Raw genomic sequence first — 20,197 nt, 5'->3', positions numbered from 1 at the left:
TTTACAGTTTTCAGACTGTGACCGCGACTGTAAACTGTAAACTATAAGATTATGAAAAACTGGCCACTTTGGGAAGTATTTATAAGAAGTAAAAACGGATTGGAACACCGTCATTGCGGAAGCCTTCACGCCAGTGATGCTACGATGGCTTTGGAAAACGCACGCGATGTTTACACAAGAAGAAACGAGGGTGTGAGCATATGGGTAGTTCCATCGGCGCAAATTACCGCGTCAAATCCGGATGACAGTGCAGAATTATTCGAGCCGGCGAAAGACAAAGCCTACAGACATCCTACGTTTTACGAGCTTCCGGAAGAATTAAAGCATATGTAAAATAAAAATAATTCCGTTTTCTTCTTTTTTGATAAGGCAAGAACATGGATTTAAATACAAAAACATGAATAACAATTTAGTTCAATATATATACGGAATCGCTGATAACGCTCTGATTTTAGGTCAGCGCCTTGGAGAACTTTGTGGTCACGGTCCGAGTCTGGAAACTGATATTGCGATGACCAATATCACCTTAGACTTGTTGGGACAAACCAGAAGTTACTATCAATATGCTGCCAAATTACTTGGCGAAGATGCGACCGAAGACACGATTGCTTTCTTACGTAAAGAGAGAGAATATAAAAATGTGTTATTGGTAGAGCAACCCAACACGGATTTTGCCTATTCCATAACCAGACAATTTTTGTTTGATATTTTTCATCTTTCACTTTTGGAAGAATTGAAAAACAGCAAAGACGAAACACTGGCGGCTATTGCAACAAAAAGCATTAAGGAAGTGAGTTATCACACTCGTTTTTCTTCCGATTGGATTCGTCGTTTAGGTGATGGAACTCCGGAAAGTCACGACAGAATTCAAACAGCTATTAACGATTTATGGGTATATACCGATGAATTGTTCCATCAAACCGATGCCGATAAAGCAATGGTTGCTGAAAATATCGGTGTAGATGTAACCAAACTGAAAGCACCGTTTTATAAAAAAGTCAGTGCTGTTTTAGAAGAGGCAACATTAGAAACTCCTGTTGTGGAATATTTCCAAAAAGGAGGAAAACAAGGCATTCACAGCGAGCATATGGGGTATTTATTAGCCGATTTGCAATACATGCAACGTGCTTATCCTAACATGACCTGGTAAAAGAAGACATTGCGAGCTTTGCGAAATAACTTTGCGCCCTTTACGGTTAGATTATGACAGAACAACTTCAACATATCGATCAAAAATTACTGGATATTCTGGGAACGGTTTCCGATCCCGAAATTCCTGTACTTTCCATTATGGATATGGGAGTTGTGCGTTCTGTAAAGGTTGTTAATGATATTGTCGAAGTGGAAATAACGCCAACCTACAGTGGTTGTCCCGCCATGGATGTTATCGGAGACGATATCAAAAAAGCATTCAAAGAGAAAGGTTTTGAATCCAAAGTAAGTTTGGTGCTTTCGCCAGCCTGGACGACGGATTGGATCACACCAAAAGGAAGAGCCGAGTTGGAAAAATACGGAATCGCCGCTCCGCTGAGTGCCGAAGCCGATAAGGATGCATTACTCGGAAATAAAAAATTGGTTAAGTGTCCGCAGTGCGGTTCAACTAACACGAAATTGATCAGTCAGTTCGGATCGACAGCTTGTAAAGCACTGTTTAAGTGCGAAGACTGTCTGGAGCCGTTTGACTATTTTAAATGTTTAAAATAAAAACAACCTGCAGGGTTTTCCTTGCGGGTTGTTTAACTAAAATAAGGTATGAGCATGAATTCAATTGAAGTAAAGATTGAAAATAATGTTGCGTGGATTGCACTCAACAGACCGGAAGTATTCAACAGTTTCAACAGAGAAATGGCTTTGCTGCTTCAGGACACGCTTGACAATTGCGCAAGTGACTCAAACGTTCGCGCCATCGTACTTACCGGAAACGGAAAAGCATTCTGCGCCGGACAGGACTTAAAAGAAGTAACGACTCCGGAACTCAATCCGGGATTCAGAAGAATACTTGAAGAACATTACAATCCGATTATCCAAAAAATCAGGAACATCGAAAAACCTGTTGTGGCTGCCGTAAATGGCGTTGCTGCCGGTGCGGGAGCGAACATAGCTTTGGCTTGCGATATCGTTGTGGCGGTAGAATCGGCGAGTTTTATTCAGGCCTTCAGTAAAATAGGTTTGGTACCGGACAGTGCCGGGACTTTTTTCTTGCCGCGTTTAATCGGCTTTCAAAAAGCATCGGCCTTAATGATGCTTGGAGATAAAGTTTCCGCTGAAGAAGCCGTGAACCTTGGAATGATTTATAAAGTTTTTGCTAGTGATTCTTTCGAAGTCGAAGTGAAAAGAGTGGCCGAAAATTTAGCGCAGATGCCAACATTGGCCTTGGGATTAACCAAGCGCTTACTGAATCAGTCGATGACAAATTCATTGGAAGAACAATTGGTATTGGAAAGCGACCTGCAAATCGAAGCCAGTTCTTCAAACGATTACAATGAAGGCGTAACCGCATTCGTGGAAAAAAGAAAACCGGAATTTAAAGGAAATTAATTTAGATAGTTAGACTTCTTAGAATATTAGATAATTAGATTTCTTAGATTGTTAGACATTTAGAAAGTCTAAGAAAGTCTAAGAAAGTCTAAGCAAGTCTAAGCAAGTCTAAGCAAGTCTAAGCAAGTCTAAGCAAGTCTAAGCAAGTCTAAGCAAGTCTAAAAAATTAAATGAAGAAAATAGCAGTTATAGGCTCAGGAACAATGGGAAGCGGTATCGCACAAGTGGCCGCCACAGCCGGATGTTCCGTAAAATTATACGATACCAATCAGGAAGCGCTTTCCAGAAGTAAAGCTGCCCTTGAAAATACCTTATCCAAATTGGTGGAAAAAGGGAAAATAGACGAAACTGAGAAATCAAGAATTCAGAATGCGACTTCTTACGTAAGCACGTTAAAGGATTTATCGGATTCCGATTTGGTTATCGAAGCCATCGTCGAAAATCTGGAAATCAAAAGAAAAGTGTTTTCAGAATTGGAAACTTTGGTTTCTGCTCAAACGGTTTTGGCTTCGAATACATCATCGTTATCCATCGCTTCCATCGCCGCTTCGTGTCAAAAACCGGAGCGTGTTATCGGGATTCATTTCTTCAATCCCGCGCCACTAATGCAGTTGGTTGAGGTGATTCCTGCGGTTCAGACCAGCGATGCGGTGGTTCAGAAAATAACACAAACCATTTCCGATTGGAAAAAAGTGGTAGCTGTAGCAAAAGATACACCCGGATTTATCGTAAACCGTGTTGCCCGACCTTTCTATAGTGAAGCTTTGCGTATTTACGAAGAAGGCTTCGCCGATTTCGCTACCATCGACTGGAGTATGAAAACAATAGGAGGTTTCCGAATGGGGCCTTTCGAATTGATGGATTTCATCGGACATGATGTGAATTACACCGTTACGGAAACGGTTTTCACTTCGTTCTATTTCGACCCGAGATACAAGCCGTCATTCACACAGAAAAGATTGACCGAAGCCGGATTTTTAGGAAGAAAATCGGGTAGAGGTTTTTACAATTACAGCGAAGAAATGCCAAAACCAACAGAAGATTTAACGTTGGCCAAAACCATTTTCGAACGCGTAATCGTAATGTTGATTAATGAAGCGGCCGATGCCTTGTTTTTAAACATCGCTTCCGCAAAAGATATTGACAATGCCATGACCAAAGGGGTGAACTATCCAAAAGGGTTATTGGCCTGGGCAGACGAATTAGGCATCAATTGGTGCGTTGAAAAGTTAGACGAACTGTACAACGAATACCATGAAGACCGTTACCGTTGCAGCCCGGTTTTACGTAAAATGAACAGAGAAAATAAAGTATTTGAAGTGTAATGAAAACGGAAGAAATAATAAATTCCAACTCGAAAATGCAAGGAGAAAAAATACCATATAAAATGCTTTCACTCGATCCGTTCAGCCAATGGTTGGGCATCGAGATTCTGGAATGCGAAATCGGAAGTTGTAAAGTGGGCATGACCATCCGCAAAGAAATGCTCAATAGTATGGGCAAAGCACATGGCGGGATTGCCTACTCGTTAGCCGACACGGCTTTCGGGTTTACTGTAAACACCAACGGACGATTTGCCGTATCCATCGAGACTTCAATTAACCATGTTGAAGCATTGGAAGAAGGTGATTATATCGTTGCCGAAGCGACACTGGAAAGTTTGAAAAATAAATTGGGTTTCTACATCGTTGAGGTTAAAAAAGGAGACGTTTTGGTGGCGCTTTTCAAAGGCGTTGCTTACAGGACTCCAAAAGAGTGGGAAGAGTAAAATACTCCGGAGCGACCCGAGCGATAGCGAATTGGCGAAGCAATGGTTTGGGCATTTTAGGAAACGCAATTCCTGCTTTCCGCGTTACAAGGTAACTGCTTCTCCCGATAGCTATCGGGACAGGGCTAAAGAGGATACGAATTGAATAGAAATAAGAGTTTTAAAGAACATAAAATATAAATAGAGGTCAGTTTCAAAACCTGAAATCTGCCATCTAAAATCTGCAATCTGAGAATGGAAGCATATATCATAGACGGAGTACGTACTCCAATAGGAAGTTATCAGGGAACCTTAGCAGCGGTTCGTCCGGATGATTTGGGGGCTTTGGTAATCAAAGCGGTAACAGAGAAAAATCCAAACATCCCCACAGACGCTTATGACGACGTGATCATGGGGTGTGCTAACCAGGCGGGAGAGGATAATCGCAACGTTGCGCGCATGTCGCTGCTATTGGCGGGATTGCCGTATACTGTTCCGGGAGAAACCGTAAACCGTTTGTGCAGTTCAGGTCTTTCGGCGATTATCGGTGCAAACCGCGCCATCAAAGCCGGAGACGGACACGTTTTTATCGCGGGTGGAATTGAAAACATGACAAGAGGACCGTTAGTGGTGTCGAAACCGTCTGCCGCTTTTGGGACGGACAGTAAAATGTATGACAGCAGTTTCGGATGGCGTTTTGTCAACCCGAAAATGCATGCCATGTTCGGTACGGATGCTATGGGAGAAACAGCCGAAAACCTTGTTGAAAAATACACTATTTCCAGAGAAGATCAGGATGCTTTCGCTTTGCGTAGCCAGCAAAAAGCAGCAGCAGCGCAAAATTCAGGACGATTGGCAAAAGAAATCGTAACCGTTGAAATTCCGCAGCGAAAAGGCGACCCAATCCAGTTTTCAAAAGATGAATTCATCAAACCGTTTACATCCTTGGAAGGTTTGGCGAAATTACGCCCTGCCTTTAAAAAAGACGGAAGCGTAACGGCCGGAAACGCGTCTGGATTGAATGATGGTGCAGCTGCGACGATCATTGCTTCAGAAGAAGCGGTTAAGAAATACAACTTAAAACCGTTAGCCCGAATCGTAAGTTCAGCCGTAGTGGGTGTAGAACCGAGAATCATGGGTATCGGACCGGTGGATGCGACTAAAAAAGCACTTGAAAAAGCAGGCCTTACTTTGGATCAAATCGATATCATCGAATTAAACGAAGCTTTTGCTTCGCAAAGTATCGCGTGCATCCGTGAATTAGGATTAAAAGACGACGATCCTAGAATCAACCCGAACGGAGGTGCTATCGCTATCGGGCATCCCCTGGGTGTTACCGGAGCAAGAATAGCTTACTCCGCGGCATTGGAATTACAGCTTACCGGAAAACGTTATGCTTTAATTACCATGTGTATCGGAGTAGGACAAGGGTACGCAGTAATCATTGAAAGAGTTTAAAAAAACAAACTTAGCGTCCCGATAGCTATCGGGATTGCGGTTAAACAAAATAGGTATGAGCAAAATAGAAAATTACATTTTAGGAAATTGGGCAACTGGTTCCGGAGAAGGTGTTCCCTTGTTTGACTCGGTAACCGGGGAAATCATCGGTAATGCTTCTACTCAAGGGATCGATTTTGCCGAAGTGCTTCATTACGGAAGAACCAAAGGAGGCGAAAAACTTCGTAAAATGACCTTCCAGGAACGTGGAAACATGATCAAAAGCCTGGCGATGTATTTAAACAAACGCAAAGAGCATTTTTACGAAATAAGTTATAGAACGGGTGCAACCCGAGTGGACAGCTGGATTGACATTGAAGGAGGATTCGGAAACCTGTTTGCCAATGCATCGCTTCGAAAATTATTTCCAAATCAACCCTACCATGTAGAAGGAGATCCGATCGATTTATCACGCGGCGGCCGATTCATGGCGCACCACATCCTTGTTCCGAAAAGAGGGGTGGCGGTACACATCAATGCCTTCAATTTTCCGATTTGGGGAATGCTGGAAAAATGTGCGGTTAACTGGATGGCGGGAGTGCCGGCAGTGGTAAAACCGGCAACATCGACTTCGTATTTAACGGAAGCCGTTGTTAGAGAAATCATCAAATCCAATATTTTGCCCGAAGGTGCCCTGCAATTAATTTGCGGATCGGCACATACATTAATCGATTCCATTGAAAGTCAGGATGTCGTTACCTTTACAGGTTCTGCAACAACCGGACGCATGTTGAAATCGCATCCGAGAATCATCAGCGAGGCGGTTCCGTTCAATATGGAGGCCGACTCGTTAAACGCTTCCATCTTAGGGGAAGATGCTGTTCCGGGTACTCCTGAATTCGATTTGTTCATCAGTCAGGCGAGAAGTGAAATTACCGTGAAGTGCGGACAAAAATGTACGGCTATCCGTCGTATGATTGTTCCTGAAAACTTAGTGGAGGATGTTCAGATCGCTCTTGGAAAAGCGTTGGATAAAGTAACCATCGGAGATCCGAGATTAAAAGAGGTTCGCATGGGATCTTTGGTAAGCAAAGACCAGGTGGAGGAAGTGAAAAACAGGGTGAAGGAAATTGCCAGAACGGCTTCGATCGTATACGGTGATTTAGATAAATTAGATCTTATCGGTGCCGATGCTAAAGGTGCTTTCATCAGTCCGATGTTACTTCGTGAGGATAATCCGTTTGAAAATCTTACGGTTCACGAAACTGAGGCTTTCGGTCCGGTTTCAACCATAATGCCATATAAAAATTTAGACGAAGCTATCGAATTGGCCCAAATGGGTAAAGGTTCACTGGTATCTTCTATCGTAACGAATTCTGATGAAATCGCAAAAGACTATGTAATCAATGCTGCTACCCATCACGGAAGAATCTTAGTGTTGAACAGAGAGAATGCGAAACAAAGCACCGGACACGGTTCGCCACTGCCTTTATTGGTTCACGGTGGTCCGGGACGTGCCGGAGGAGGAGAAGAAATGGGAGGCGTACGCGGAATCAAGCATTACATGCAGCGTTGTGCCGTTCAGGGTTCTCCAACAACATTAACTGAAATAACAGGCATTTATCAGCCGAATTCAAAATACAAAGAGACACCGCAGCATCCGTTCCAATACCACTGGGAGGATATTCAGCCGGGCATGTCGCTTAAAACACATAGACGTACGGTTACCGACACCGATATCATCAATTTCGCCAATTTAACGTGGGATCATTTCTACGCGCATACCGATATCACTTCGTTGAAAGGAAGTATTTTCGAAAAACGTACGGCGCACGGATACTTCATCTTGGCGGCTGCGGCGGGATTGTTCGTATATCCGAACAAAGGACCGGTAGCGGCAAATTACGGTTTGGAAGAGTGCCGTTTCGTTCGTCCGATTTACCACAACGATACCATCTATGTTCGTTTAACGTGCAAGCAGAAAGTAGAGCGCGACAGCGTTGGAAAAGAATTGCCTTGCGGAATCGTGAAATGGTTCGTGGAAGTGTTTGACCAGAACGACGAATTAGTGGCTATTGCTACGATCCTGACGATGGTTCAGAAGAAATCACCGTTCGTACAGATAAACAGAAGCAACATCGAAAGCTATCTGGCAAAATTAACCGAAAACGCTACGGCGAAATGGGGAATGATGAAGCCGCAGCACATGGTGGAGCATTTGGAAAAAGGATTGAAAATCGCCTCAGGTGAAATTCAGGATTTCGAAATCGCCACGCCGGAAGAACACTTGGCAAAAGTAAACGAAATGGTTTTCAATCATAAGCCGATGCCGAAAGATTTCAAACATCCGTTGATGGAAAAGGAAAGCACCGATGTTTTGATTCATGCTGATTTGGCTACGGCGAAACAGAAATTCATTGAAGCTTACGATGCTTTTGAATTGTATTTCAAAGAAAATCCGGAAGCAACAACCAAAAACGCCGTATTCGGAATCATGGACAAATTCGAGTGGGATTTACTGAACGTAAAACACTTCAACCATCATTTTGAACAATTCGGAATTTTGTAAGTGCTCAAAGATCATAACGGATTATACGGACTAATACAAGGGAATCCGCGAAAATCCGCGAAAATCTGCGTGCCATTAAATTTAAAAATTATTATGACAGAAGCATACGTAAAACACGACATACAAAACGGAATCGCTACAATAGAGTTTTTCCACCCGGAACAAAATTCATTACCGGGAACCATTTTAGCACAATTGGCTGAAACCATTACCACTGTTGGTAACAACAACGAAGTGAAAGTAATTGTTTTAAAAAGCGGTGGCGACAGAACCTTCTGTGCCGGAGCCAGTTTTAAAGAATTAATCACAATAAACGACGAGCAAACAGGGAAAGTATTTTTCTCCGGTTTTGCCAACGTAATCAACGCTATGCGCAAATGCCCGAAATTCATCATCGGAAGAATTCAGGGGAAAACCGTAGGAGGTGGAGTAGGTATTGCCGCTTCAACTGACTATTGCATGGCGACTCAATTCGCTGCGGTAAAACTAAGCGAACTGAACGTTGGTATCGGTCCGTTTGTGGTTAGCCCGGCTATCGAAAGAAAAATGGGGGTTTCGGCTATGTCGCAAATCGCTATCGATGCAAATACTTTCTATGAAGCTTCATGGGCAAAAGAGAAAGGCTTATATGCTAACGTATACGAAAGCATCGAAGACATGGACGAAGCGGTTCAGAAGTTTGCCGAACATTTGTGTACGTACAATCCGGAAGCGATGATGGAAATGAAGAAAATCTTTTGGAGAGGTACAGACGACTGGGATACGTTGTTAGCCGAAAGAGCAGCTATCAGCGGAAGATTGGTATTGTCTGATTTTACGAAAGAAACATTGAAGAAGTTTAAATAAAGATAGTCGTTAGTTGTTAGTGATTAGTCGTTAGGCTGACTGCTAACTAATCACTGACGACCAACAACTAACCACTAGATTATGGTTTACGAATTCAAAGGTTTTATACCGGTTGTTCACGAAAGCAGTTTTATCCATCCGCAGGCCGCGGTTACGGGTAATGTGATTATCGGGAAAAACGTATATGTTGGTCCGGGCGCTGCCATCCGTGGTGACTGGGGTGAGATTATAATCGAAGATGGCTGTAACATTCAGGAAAACTGCACGATCCATATGTTTCCGGGTAAAAGCATGGTGCTGAAAGTCGGTGCGCATATCGGTCACGGAGCCATTATTCACGGCGCCAATATCGGTGCGAACTGTCTGGTTGGGATGAATGCCGTAATCATGGATAATGTGGAATTGGGCGATGAATGTATCGTAGGCGCATTGTCGTTTATCAAAGCCGATATGAAGATTCCTAACCGAAAAATGGTTGTTGGAAATCCTGCAACTATTATTAAAGACGTGAGCGATGAAATGATTGCGTGGAAAACCAAAGGGACAGCGTTGTATCAGCAACTTCCTGCCGAATGTCACGAGACGTTGCGAGCTGTAGAACCTTTGCGTGAAATTCCTGAAAATCGTCCAACTCAGGAAGCGTTTTATAAAACATTAAATGAATTTAAGAAAAAGTAAACAGTATCCAGTCGCAGTAAACAGTATCTGTGCGACTGAAAACTGTGACTGAAAACTATAAAAGATGTCAATAGTAGAGTTCAAAATGCCCAAAATGGGTGAAAGTATTTCGGAAGCGACCATCATCAGCTGGCTGAAAAATGTCGGTGATAAGGTTGAAGCCGAAGAGACACTGTTGGAAGTGGCGACCGATAAAGTGGATAGTGAAGTTCCTGCGCCTTGTTCGGGTGTGATTACCGAAATCCGTTATCAAAAAGATGATGTGGTGGCCGTGGGCGAAGTGCTTGCGTTGATTTCATCAGACGGGACAGCGGAAGTGAAAACACAAAAGGGCGAAGTTGCAAAAACGAATGCTCCACAACCAACGACTGCTCAAAGTGCGCCAAAACCGGTGCAGTTAAAGAGCAATCCGGACGCTTTTCTTTCGCCGTTGATTATCAGCATCGCGCAGAAAGAAAACCTGTCGCTGGAAGAAGTGCAAAGTATTCCGGGTTCGGGTGCTGAAGGAAGGATTCAAAAAAGCGATGTTTTCAACTATTTGAAATCCCGTAAATATCCGCTGCAGCGTAATCCGCAATTGGCAGTTCCGAGTGCTCCTGTTTCAACTTATCCAAAACCGGTAATCAATTTTGTGGAAGGCAAAGACCGCATTGTAGAAATGGACCGTATGCGTAAAATGATTGCCGATCACATGGTATATTCCAAACAGACGTCACCTCACGTGACTTCTTATATCGAAGTGGATGTTACCAATTTGGTGAATTGGAGAAATGAAGTGAAGGATAAATTCCAAGAGAAATACAATGAGAAATTGACATTCACGCCAATTTTCGTGGATGCGGTAGCCAAAGCGATTCAGGATTTTCCAATGATTAATGTTTCGGTAGACGATAAGAAAATCATCGTTCATAACGATATTAATATCGGAATGGCTACGGCGTTACCAAGCGGAAACCTGATTGTTCCGGTGGTTAGAAACGCGAATGAAAAGAGTTTGTCCGAATTGGCAGCCTCCGTAAATCATCTGGCAGACAGTTCCCGAAACAATAAATTAAAACCCGATGAGGTTCAGGGAAGCACGTTCACGATTTCGAATGTGGGAACTTTTGGAAGCTTGATGGGAACCCCAATCATCAATCAGCCGGAAGTAGCGATTTTGGCACTTGGGATCATTAAGAAACGACCGGAAGTGATCACCACTGAAAAAGGAGATGAAATCGCTATCCGAAGCATGATGTATCTGTCGCTTTCGTTTGACCATCGTGTGGTTGACGGCTTTTTAGGAGGATCCTTCCTGAGAAGAGTGGGCGATTATTTAGAGAAATTTGAAACAACTACAGCAATATAATTACAACAAAAAACAGACTATGTCTTACACTATAAAAATAAACCAAGTTCAGGCCTCAAAAGTGAGCGAAGTGGATATCAACAATATCGCGATGGGGAACGCCTTTACGGATCACATGTTTATTTGTGATTATGAAAACGGAGCGTGGATCAATCCAAGAATCGAACCTTTAGCAGCTATTGCAACTCATCCTGCCGCTATGGCTTTACATTACGGACAGGCAATTTTTGAAGGAATGAAAGCGACTTTAGGAAACGACAACACGCCTTTATTATTCCGTCCGATGGAAAATGCGAAGCGTATGAATTTCAGCGCCGACAGAATGGGGATGCCTTCGTTTCCGGAAGATTTGTTTGTGGAAGCCTTGAAGAAACTGGTTGCCCTTGAAAAAAACTGGATTCCGTCTGAAGAAGGAGCGGCTTTGTATTTGCGTCCTTTCATGTATGCGGATGAAGCGTTTATCGGAATGCGTGCGGCTACAAGATATAAGTTTATCGTAATCGCATCGCCTGCCGGACCGTTTTTCAGCAAACCAATTAAATTATACGCAGAAACCAAATACATCCGCGCCGCTGTAGGAGGAACTGGAGAAGCAAAAGCAGCAGGAAATTATGCAGGGGCTATCCGTCCGACGGAAATGGCCAAAGCAAAAGGATACGATCAGGTACTTTGGTTGGATGCCAATAACTTCGAATACATCCAGGAAGTGGGAACGATGAACGTTTTCTTCAAAATCGGAGGGAAGTTCATTACGCCGGATTTGAGCGGTTCCATTTTGGCGGGAATTACCAGAATGTCAGTAATTGATTTGCTTCGCGACAAAGGTTTTGAAGTGACGGAAAGACCGATCACTATTTCGGAAATTATCGAAGCATCACAAAATGGTACGCTGGAAGAAGCTTTCGGAGCAGGAACCGCAGTTGGAATTGCCATGATTGAGGAAATCGGATACAAAGATTCGAAGCTTATGTTGCCGAAAGAAAACCCGGTTTCACATGATGTTAATGATTCACTGAATGCTATCAAAACACAAAAAGCGGAAGATAAATTCGGCTGGATAGTTCCGGCAGTTTAGGATAATGCCCGTTCCGATAGCTTTCGGAATATTCGCTCTAAAAGAAAAAACAATGAATACGATAGATATGCCAGTACTTGTAGATAAATCAACACTTAAAAAAGCATTTTCAACCATGGCGACTGCCAAGGCGATGGCCACGTTGTATGAAGATAATTTTAAAGTGGTTTCCAAATATGTTCACGCCACGTCGCGCGGACACGAAGCGATTCAGATTGCCGTGGGGATGCAGTTGTTACCGCAGGATTATGCCTTTCCGTATTATCGTGATGATGCGATGATGCTGGGTATCGGGATGCAGCCTTATGATATGATGTTGCAGCTGATGGCAAAAAAAGACGATCCTTTTTCGGGAGGAAGAACCTACTATTGCCATCCGAGTTTGCGTGATGCCGATAAACCTAAAATTCCTCATCAGTCCTCTGCGACTGGGATGCAGGCGATTCCGGCGACGGGAGCGGCTATGGGATTTTGGTATAAAGAAAATGTCGGACTTGATGATACAACCCTGAAAGAAAAACCGATTGTGGTTTGTTCGCTTGGAGATGCATCGGTAACTGAGGGAGAAATTGCTGAGGCTTTCCAAATGGCGGCATTAAAGCAACTGCCTATTTTATATTTGGTTCAGGATAACGGATGGGATATTTCGGCGAATGCTGCGGAAACCCGTGCGCAAAATGCCTTTGAATATGCAAAAGGATTTCACGGAATTGAAGCGATTTCCATTGATGGTGCTAATTTTACGGAAAGCTATTTAGCCGTACAGGAAGTGTTGAAAACCATGCGTGAAGAGCGTCGACCGTTTTTAGTTCATGCGAAAGTACCGCTTTTGAATCACCATACTTCGGGGGTTCGAATGGAATGGTACCGTGATGATTTGGAGGAAGCGCATTCAAGAGATCCTTATCCGGTTTTATTGAAGCAGATGATTGATGCCGAATTCACTTTAGATGAGATCGCGGAAATCGAACATGCGGCTACTGAAAAAGTAAAAAGAGATTACGAAAGAGCCTTACAAGCGGAAGATCCGAAACCGGAAGATTTATTCATGCACGATTTTGCACCGACTCCGATTACAGAGGAAGCGGGCGAAAGAAATCCGGAGCGTGAAGACAAAGTGGTGATGGTGGATTGCGCTTTGTTTGCTGTGGAAGAATTAATGCGAAAACATAAAGAATGTCTGTTATACGGACAGGATGTAGGCGGAAGATTAGGTGGTGTTTTCAGGGAAGCAGCTACGTTGGCTCAGAAGTTTGGCGACGAGCGTGTGTTTAATACTCCGATTCAGGAAGCGTTTATCGTTGGTTCTACCGTGGGAATGTCGGCCGTAGGATTAAAACCGATAGTGGAAGTTCAGTTTGCCGATTACATTTGGCCGGGACTGAATCAGCTGTTTACCGAGGTTAGCCGTTCATGCTATCTTTCAAACGGTAAGTGGCCGGTGAGCATGATTTTGCGCGTGCCTATCGGAGCATACGGAAGTGGTGGACCTTACCACTCTTCTTCGGTGGAAAGTGTATTGGCAAATATTCGCGGAATCAAAATCGCTTACCCAAGTAATGGTGCCGATTTGAAAGGATTATTGAAAGCAGCTTATTACGACCCGAATCCGGTAGTTATTTTAGAACACAAAGGATTATACTGGTCAAAAGTAAAAGGAACGGATGAAGCCCGTACAAATGAGCCGAGCGAGGATTACGTTTTACCTTTCGGAAAAGCGAATGTCGTTCAGGAAATTTGGGAGCAGGAAACGAAAGAAACCATTTCTGTAATCACTTACGGGATGGGAGTACATTGGGCTTTAAACGCTTCTTCAAAAATTAAAGATCAGGTGGAAATTATCGATTTGAGAACGCTGAATCCGTTGGATGAAGAAACGATTCTGAAATCGGTTAAAAAGACCAAAAAATGTCTTGTGGTAACCGAAGAGTCCATCAACAATTCTTTTGCAAGAAGTTTGGCCGGAATGATTCAGGAGAAATGTTTCAAGTATCTTGATGCGCCCGTGATGACAATTGGTTCGGAGAATATGCCAGCCATTCCGTTAAACAGCGTTTTGGAGCAGACTATGATTCCTTCTTCAGATAAAGTAAAAGTGAAGATTGAAGAGTTATTAGCGTACTAAAAACTTATTCACATATAAAAAAAGAACCATGCTGTTGAGTATGGTTCTTTTTTTTGTCTGCCAAGGAGAATGAAGTTTCTGTAATTATTTTTTAAACACAGATTTCACCGATTTACACAAATTAATCTGTGATAATTCATGAAATCTGTGTTGAATAATCCATGAAAGTTCTGGGTTTTAAGGTTGAAAGACTTTATTTATTTTCAGCCAGAAGTTGTTGCTTTTTTGCGATTCTGCTCTTAAGAATGTTGAGATAACGCAAAGCCAGTTTGTCCCCGTAATCACTATAGGATTTGGAAGCCCAATCTACGGCAACTTCTAAATTTCCGTTTATTTCATTGGTGATAGCCATGTTGTAACAGGCTCTTCCAGCGATGGTTGGGTCGGGGTTGTTGACTTCCTTTGCCCAAAGTTCGGCGGCACCATCCCAGTTTCCGGTCTGGGCACGACGTTTTCCGATTTCGAAATTAGGTGTTCCTTTTACATAATAATCACGGGAAACCCTGATTTTATAGGGGAGTGTTTTCAAAGCATAATCAGAACCCAAACGATTGCTCGTTTTTAAAACGTTTTGCTTTCTGCCCATTACGGCTTCGGCTGCGGTTACGGGGTTGATGCCTCTTCCGGAGGAATTAACCACATTATTAGAGGCTATTTCGTCTACGATTTCCCTATTCTTAACATCATAAATACGCCAGCCGTTTTTTATCATGGTAGCGATGTTAACCTGATGTTCGATTACCGGGATTTTGATGCCGACAACGTTTGCTTTTTCAACGGTGGCGGTTTTGTAATCCACTTTGGTGTCGGTGTCATAAAAAGACAGTTCGAAAAGATAATCCACCTGATTTTTTTGAGCAATTTTTTCAACGTTTTCCCATTGGATGGGAGCCGGGAAAACTCCGAGTCCGATGCTTTTTAAATTGGCGTCTTCTATCATTTTTACAGAAGTAAAACCGTTGTTTTTCGTCAGTTCATTCTGCAGGCCCAAAACGGATTCGTTGGCGCCGTCTTTATCTAAGTCTTTTCCTTCGACTGACAGGATTTTATCGATAACGTCAAAAGCTTCGTTTTGTTTGTTGGGTAAACTTCGGTTAATGATACCCACCGATTTTCCTTCAGCAGGAATGTAAATCGGGGCAGGTTCCGTTACGCTTAAGGTAAGAAGGTTTGTTGAACTGCACGAAAATAGGAAGGCGGAAAGCAATGTTCCCAGAATTAATTTGGAGTAGTTTTTCATCATAATCGGCAATTAGTTAAGTTGGTGTTTTGGTGGAAACTAACTGCAAAATAGTCAAAAAAAGAATGTGAAATAGCTATGAAAGCGGTTTTTGATTGGCATTTCGGAAATACTCAATTTTATAGTTAAACATTTCGGCCATTTTTTCCGCGCGCCACTTGGCTTCATCGGCTATTGGACCTGCAAATTGCTCGTCTATGTTTTGGGTGAAAATGGTCATCCAGCGGTCAAAATGTTCTTTCTGAATCGGAAGTCTTGCATGTGGAGGGAACGGACTGCCGGAGTAGGCGCGGACATCCAATAAAACTGTTTGCCAGAATCCGTACATTTTTTCCAGATGCACTTCCCATCGGTCCTGAATCTGTTCATTGAAAATCGGTCCGATGAAGTCGTCCTGCCGTACTTTTGCATAAAAGGAATTGACCATTTGTTTAATGTCGTCTATGTTTCGAATGTCTTGCATTGTAATTGAATTTTAGCAAAATTAAGAGTATTGAGCGGTTCTAAATATGACAATTGTTATCTTTTTCCAAAAAGAAAAAAGTAGCCATTACGACTACTTTTTTGCTTTTTTATCACTTTTTACTTCCGGTGGGAACTGCATCATGATTTTGGTGACAAATTCGTTGATACGTTCCTCTTTTTGGCTCATTCTTTCAGCTAAATAGCCAACACCCACACCTTGCCAAACGAGTTCTTTTTTCTTTGCGTCAATCAGGTCGACGTATAAAGTGCCTTCGGTTGAGGTGTAAACGTAGGAAGGTCCATAATACGGATACCATCCCCAATAGCCCCAATAGCCGTAGTATTGGTTCACGTCTATGATATCCATTTCTTTCGTAAAAAAGTTTATCAACAAATCGGGTGTTTCGCTTTTTGCGTATCCTTTTGCCTGCATTTGAGCGTCAATCGCATTGAGAATTCTTTTTTTGTCCAAATCGGAAATCTCAACTTTGTCAATACCGTCTTTCAGAAAAGCATAAGTTTTATACTGACTGAAATCGGTAGCTTTATCATAATCGGCATCCACTTTTATCGGGCTGCAGGCTACCGCTATAATCAGCAGCAAAACCGAAAATAGTTTAAGTGTTTTCATGGTAGTATTATTTTAGGTTTAAAAACGTTTAGTTTTAAATCTCAATACACTACCCGAAACTCAAAACTAATTGTTTAACAATGCATCATCGACTAAATTCGGAATGGTCACTTTCAACAAAGGTTGTGTTTCCATTGCACGTTTTATGGCAAAAATGGCGCCTTCGTTTCTGGCCCAGCTTCTGCGGGAAATTCCGTTGTTTACATCCCAGAAAAGCATTGATTCTAAGCGTCTTGAAGCCTCTTTACTTCCATCAAGAACCATACCAAATCCACCGTTTACAACCTCTCCCCAACCAACGCCTCCACCGTTATGGATGGAAACCCAGGTGGCGCCACGGAAACTGTCACCAATCACATTTTGGATGGCCATGTCAGACGTGAAACGTGAGCCGTCATATATGTTTGAGGTTTCTCTGTACGGCGAGTCAGTACCCGAAACATCGTGATGATCTCGGCCTAAAACCACATATCCTATTTCGTCTCTGGCAATCGCCTGATTAAAGGCTTCTGCAATTTTAGTTCGTCCTTCGGCATCGGCATAAAGAATTCTGGCTTGAGAACCTACAACCAATTTATTTTTCTGAGCTCCTTTGATCCATTGGATGTTGTCGGCCATTTGCTGTTGGATTTCGGAAGGGGAGTTTTTCATCATCTCTTCCAATACGTCACATGCAATTTTGTCGGTTTTTGCCAAATCTTCCGGATTTCCTGAGGTACAAACCCAGCGGAACGGTCCGAAACCATAGTCGAAACACATCGGACCCATAATATCCTGCACGTAAGACGGATATTTGAAATCGATGCCGTTTGCTGCCATTACATCGGCTCCGGCGCGGGAAGCTTCCAAAAGGAATGCATTTCCATAGTCGAAGAAATAGGTTCCTTTGGCTGTATGTTTGTTTATTGCTGCCGCATGACGACGCAGTGTTTTTTGTACTTCAATCTTGAATTGCTCCGGGTTGTTGGCCATCATTTCGTTGGATTCCTCAAATGTGAATCCGGTAGGGTAGTAGCCACCCGCCCAAGGATTGTGTAATGAAGTCTGGTCGGAACCTAAGTCGATATATAATCCTTCTTCATCGAATCTTTCCCAAACATCAACGATATTTCCTAAGTATGCGATCGATACGATTTCTTTGTTTTTCAAAGCTTTTCGGACTCTTGCCACCAATAAGGTAATGTCTTCCACGATTTCATGAATCCAACCTTGTTCGTGACGGATTCTGGTGATTTTCGGATTTACTTCGGCACAAACCGTTACGCAACCGGCAATGGTTCCTGCTTTTGGCTGAGCGCCGCTCATTCCTCCGAGTCCTGAGGTTACGAATAAACCGCCGCTTGGATTGGTTTTTATTTTTCGGAAACCGTTTAAAACTGTGATTGTTGTTCCGTGTACGATACCTTGCGGACCGATGTACATGTAACTTCCGGCAGTCATTTGTCCGTATTGCGTTACGCCCAATGCGTTGAATTTTTCCCAATCGTCCGGTCTGGAATAGTTTGGAATCATCATTCCGTTAGTTACTACCACTCTTGGTGCTTCTTTATGAGATGGGAATAAACCCATCGGATGTCCGGAATACATAACCAAAGTCTGTTCTTCGGTCATCTCGGACAAATATTTCATTGTCAGACGGTATTGTGCCCAGTTGCTGAACACGGCACCGTTTCCGCCATAGGTAATCAATTCATGTGGATGTTGCGCCACGGCATAATCCAGATTGTTCTGAATCATTAACATGATCGCTTTTGCCTGTTCGCTTTTTCCCGGATATTCTGAAATGGGGCGCGCATACATTCTGTAGTCCGGACGCAGGCGGTACATGTAGATGCGGCCGTATTTTTCCAGTTCTTCTTTGAATTCGGGAATCAGTTCGGCGTGGTGTTTTGGTTCGAAGTAACGAAGTGCGTTGCGAAGTGCTAATTTTTTTTCGTCTTCCGATAATATTTCTTTGCGCTTTGGCGCGTGATTGATATTGGTTTCGTAGGGTTTCGGTTGCGGTAAAACCGATGGAATTCCTTCTGTTATTTGTTCCTGAAAAGTCATTTTTTTTGAGTTGCTAAGGTTCTGAGTTGCTAAGGTTCTGAGTTTTGAGACAGAAATCAGAGCAATTGAGAATCGTTTTTGAAATTTAAGGTATTCGATATTGATTTGTCTTTCGATAATTTCATTTGAAACCTAGGGATACCGAATATCCGACCGGTGGTAGGACTTGTAAATTTTAATTTTGTATTGTAATAGATATATGTCCATTCTTGTGTTGTGTTTGCGTGAGGGATAGCAGCAAGTACCTTGTACTGCGGATAGCCCGTCCCGTAGGGGTACGCCCAACTATTTTTTAGTTATTTCACCAGTTTTTTTATCAAATCCGTAAGGGCAGTGTCGGCATCCGCTTTTGCAGCAGTAACCTCGTTTCAGGTGGTATTTTTCCGTGAAACATTTGTAGCCTTCGGGCGTATAATAGAAATCTTCCCCCTCTTTTAAATTATTTGGGTCAATTTGGTTATTCATAGGAGCAAATTTAGGAACTTTACGGTTAATGATACTACTTGTAATTAAATATTTAACGCCAAAAGGTTTTCGTGGTATTACGGTATATCCGTTTGTTTTTTTGAAAGACAAAAAGGACAGGGAAGACGTTGTCATGCTAAATCACGAAGAGATCCACATCCGACAGCAAATCGAAATGCTGATTGTTCCTTTTTTTTTGTGGTATTTTATTGAATATCTGATACGGTGGATGCAATACAAAAACCGTCATACGGCCTACCGGAACATAAGTTTTGAAAGGGAGGCTTATGCTAACGAAAAAGACCCCGGCTATTTACAGCAGAGGTTTTTTTGGAATTTTTTGAAGTATGTTTGATTATTCACGCCATTTTAGAAATAACGTAACATTTGGATTGTCAAAGTCATTTGGTTCATCGGCGATATAGATGTTTATATAATCCCCAGCATTGAAGTTTAAATTTGTTGTCGTCGAGCTGTATAAGTAATTCGCTGCAACAAATGTTAGTAAATCTGTATTGGAACTGTTTTTTCTGATCCTTACGGTTCTACTTGTGTCCCCACCACCAGTCGCTCTAGCGGTTATTGCAATAAGTGTAGCATCGAATGGTAAACGAATTCCGGAGTCATTATCGTTAATGTTTAAATATTCATTTTCTGTATTACCCGTAGCAGAATAGTTTAGAATTATGGTTTCCGAACTCAACCATTTGGCTCTGGTCAGATCGTAAATATACAATGAATTGTCAATCATTGCAATTTGTCCGTTTGCAGTGCCCGTCGGAGCCGTTGCTCTAGGGACAATTTCAAGTGCGGGTATTGCATCTGTGGATGCGTCTATTTCAAATTTTGCAGTTGGATTTGTGGTTCCGATGCCTATCTGTGCTTGTGTTTTAGTTATAAAGCAGAATGATAAGCAAGTAAGAGTAAAAAGTAGTTTTATTGGTTTCATATCTGTACTTCCTTTATGGTTTCTAATAGATTTTG

General features: G+C 42.5%; 20 protein-coding genes. 14 read left to right on the top strand and 6 right to left on the bottom strand.

Going from position 1 to position 20,197, the window contains the following annotated elements; translation table 11 throughout:
• The first annotated feature begins 48 nt into the window (after window positions 1-48).
• The 13 genes from paaB (at window position 49) to FLJC2902T_RS03425 (ending at window position 14,363) form a co-directional block, all read left to right on the top strand.
• Entirely contained in the window at window positions 49-333 is a 285-nt protein-coding gene (gene paaB, locus FLJC2902T_RS03485; RefSeq protein ID WP_081712530.1) for a 1,2-phenylacetyl-CoA epoxidase subunit PaaB, read from the top strand.
• A 64-nt stretch (window positions 334-397) separates the two neighbouring features.
• Window positions 398-1,150, top strand: a complete 753-nt coding sequence (gene paaC / locus FLJC2902T_RS03480) for a 1,2-phenylacetyl-CoA epoxidase subunit PaaC (RefSeq protein WP_023578396.1) — start codon at window positions 398-400, stop codon at window positions 1,148-1,150.
• A gap of 53 nt (window positions 1,151-1,203) precedes the next feature.
• Window positions 1,204-1,704, top strand: a complete 501-nt coding sequence (gene paaD / locus FLJC2902T_RS03475; protein WP_023578395.1) for a 1,2-phenylacetyl-CoA epoxidase subunit PaaD — start codon at window positions 1,204-1,206, stop codon at window positions 1,702-1,704.
• A gap of 54 nt (window positions 1,705-1,758) precedes the next feature.
• Window positions 1,759-2,538, top strand: coding sequence for an enoyl-CoA hydratase-related protein (locus FLJC2902T_RS03470; protein WP_035677027.1), 780 nt, complete (start codon window positions 1,759-1,761; stop codon window positions 2,536-2,538).
• A gap of 170 nt (window positions 2,539-2,708) precedes the next feature.
• Window positions 2,709-3,863, top strand: a complete 1,155-nt coding sequence (locus FLJC2902T_RS03465; protein ID WP_023578393.1) for a 3-hydroxyacyl-CoA dehydrogenase NAD-binding domain-containing protein — start codon at window positions 2,709-2,711, stop codon at window positions 3,861-3,863.
• A 35-nt stretch (window positions 3,864-3,898) separates the two neighbouring features.
• A complete protein-coding gene (locus tag FLJC2902T_RS03460) occupies window positions 3,899-4,306 on the top strand; it encodes a PaaI family thioesterase (RefSeq protein ID WP_023578392.1) in 408 nt (135 codons plus the stop codon).
• A gap of 234 nt (window positions 4,307-4,540) precedes the next feature.
• On the top strand, window positions 4,541-5,743 hold the full coding sequence (gene pcaF, locus FLJC2902T_RS03455; protein ID WP_023578391.1) for a 3-oxoadipyl-CoA thiolase: 1,203 nt from the start codon (window positions 4,541-4,543) through the stop codon (window positions 5,741-5,743).
• Between the two features lie 55 nt (window positions 5,744-5,798).
• Window positions 5,799-8,291: a phenylacetic acid degradation bifunctional protein PaaZ gene (gene paaZ / locus FLJC2902T_RS03450; RefSeq protein ID WP_023578390.1), complete on the top strand. Its 2,493-nt coding sequence runs from the start codon at window positions 5,799-5,801 to the stop codon at window positions 8,289-8,291.
• Between the two features lie 93 nt (window positions 8,292-8,384).
• Entirely contained in the window at window positions 8,385-9,137 is a 753-nt protein-coding gene (locus FLJC2902T_RS03445; protein WP_023578389.1) for an enoyl-CoA hydratase/isomerase family protein, read from the top strand.
• Between the two features lie 81 nt (window positions 9,138-9,218).
• Window positions 9,219-9,815 carry an acyltransferase gene (locus tag FLJC2902T_RS03440; RefSeq protein WP_023578388.1) on the top strand — a complete coding sequence of 199 codons (597 nt, stop codon included), beginning with the start codon at window positions 9,219-9,221 and terminating at the stop codon, window positions 9,813-9,815.
• A gap of 64 nt (window positions 9,816-9,879) precedes the next feature.
• Window positions 9,880-11,163: a dihydrolipoamide acetyltransferase family protein gene (locus FLJC2902T_RS03435; protein ID WP_035677025.1), complete on the top strand. Its 1,284-nt coding sequence runs from the start codon at window positions 9,880-9,882 to the stop codon at window positions 11,161-11,163.
• 19 nt (window positions 11,164-11,182) lie between these two features.
• Window positions 11,183-12,238 (top strand): branched-chain amino acid aminotransferase, encoded by a 1,056-nt coding sequence (locus tag FLJC2902T_RS03430; protein ID WP_023578386.1) that lies wholly within the window; start codon window positions 11,183-11,185, stop codon window positions 12,236-12,238.
• Between the two features lie 52 nt (window positions 12,239-12,290).
• Entirely contained in the window at window positions 12,291-14,363 is a 2,073-nt protein-coding gene (locus FLJC2902T_RS03425) for an alpha-ketoacid dehydrogenase subunit alpha/beta (protein WP_394331685.1), read from the top strand.
• 193 nt (window positions 14,364-14,556) lie between these two features.
• Here FLJC2902T_RS03425 and FLJC2902T_RS03420 read toward each other — a convergent pair whose 3' ends face one another.
• The 5 genes from FLJC2902T_RS03420 to FLJC2902T_RS16320 all read right to left on the bottom strand — a co-directional run bounded on the left by FLJC2902T_RS03420 (window position 14,557) and on the right by FLJC2902T_RS16320 (window position 19,213).
• Window positions 14,557-15,606 (bottom strand): DUF6340 family protein, encoded by a 1,050-nt coding sequence (locus FLJC2902T_RS03420; RefSeq protein WP_023578384.1) that lies wholly within the window; start codon window positions 15,604-15,606, stop codon window positions 14,557-14,559.
• A 73-nt stretch (window positions 15,607-15,679) separates the two neighbouring features.
• A complete protein-coding gene (locus FLJC2902T_RS03415) occupies window positions 15,680-16,066 on the bottom strand; it encodes a group III truncated hemoglobin (protein WP_023578383.1) in 387 nt (128 codons plus the stop codon).
• Between the two features lie 93 nt (window positions 16,067-16,159).
• On the bottom strand, window positions 16,160-16,699 hold the full coding sequence (locus tag FLJC2902T_RS03410) for a DUF4136 domain-containing protein (protein ID WP_023578382.1): 540 nt from the start codon (window positions 16,697-16,699) through the stop codon (window positions 16,160-16,162).
• Between the two features lie 66 nt (window positions 16,700-16,765).
• The gene (locus FLJC2902T_RS03405; RefSeq protein WP_023578381.1) at window positions 16,766-18,748 is read right to left on the bottom strand and encodes a urocanate hydratase; all 1,983 of its coding nucleotides are present in this window, start codon (window positions 18,746-18,748) and stop codon (window positions 16,766-16,768) included.
• A 285-nt stretch (window positions 18,749-19,033) separates the two neighbouring features.
• Window positions 19,034-19,213, bottom strand: coding sequence for a DUF5522 domain-containing protein (locus FLJC2902T_RS16320; RefSeq protein WP_023578380.1), 180 nt, complete (start codon window positions 19,211-19,213; stop codon window positions 19,034-19,036).
• A gap of 28 nt (window positions 19,214-19,241) precedes the next feature.
• Here FLJC2902T_RS16320 and FLJC2902T_RS03395 point away from each other — a divergent pair, with 28 nt between their 5' ends.
• Window positions 19,242-19,568 carry a hypothetical protein gene (locus tag FLJC2902T_RS03395; protein WP_023578379.1) on the top strand — a complete coding sequence of 109 codons (327 nt, stop codon included), beginning with the start codon at window positions 19,242-19,244 and terminating at the stop codon, window positions 19,566-19,568.
• Here FLJC2902T_RS03395 and FLJC2902T_RS03390 read toward each other — a convergent pair whose 3' ends face one another.
• A complete protein-coding gene (locus FLJC2902T_RS03390; RefSeq protein WP_035677021.1) occupies window positions 19,569-20,162 on the bottom strand; it encodes a hypothetical protein in 594 nt (197 codons plus the stop codon). It lies immediately after the preceding gene.
• Between the last annotated feature and the right edge of the window lie 35 nt (window positions 20,163-20,197).

The sequence above is a fragment of the Flavobacterium limnosediminis JC2902 genome (assembly GCF_000498535.1).
Classification (GTDB): Bacteria; Bacteroidota; Bacteroidia; order Flavobacteriales; family Flavobacteriaceae; genus Flavobacterium; species Flavobacterium limnosediminis.
The sequence above is the reverse complement of the archived record's forward strand: the minus strand, read 5'-3'. Positions and strand labels throughout refer to the sequence as shown.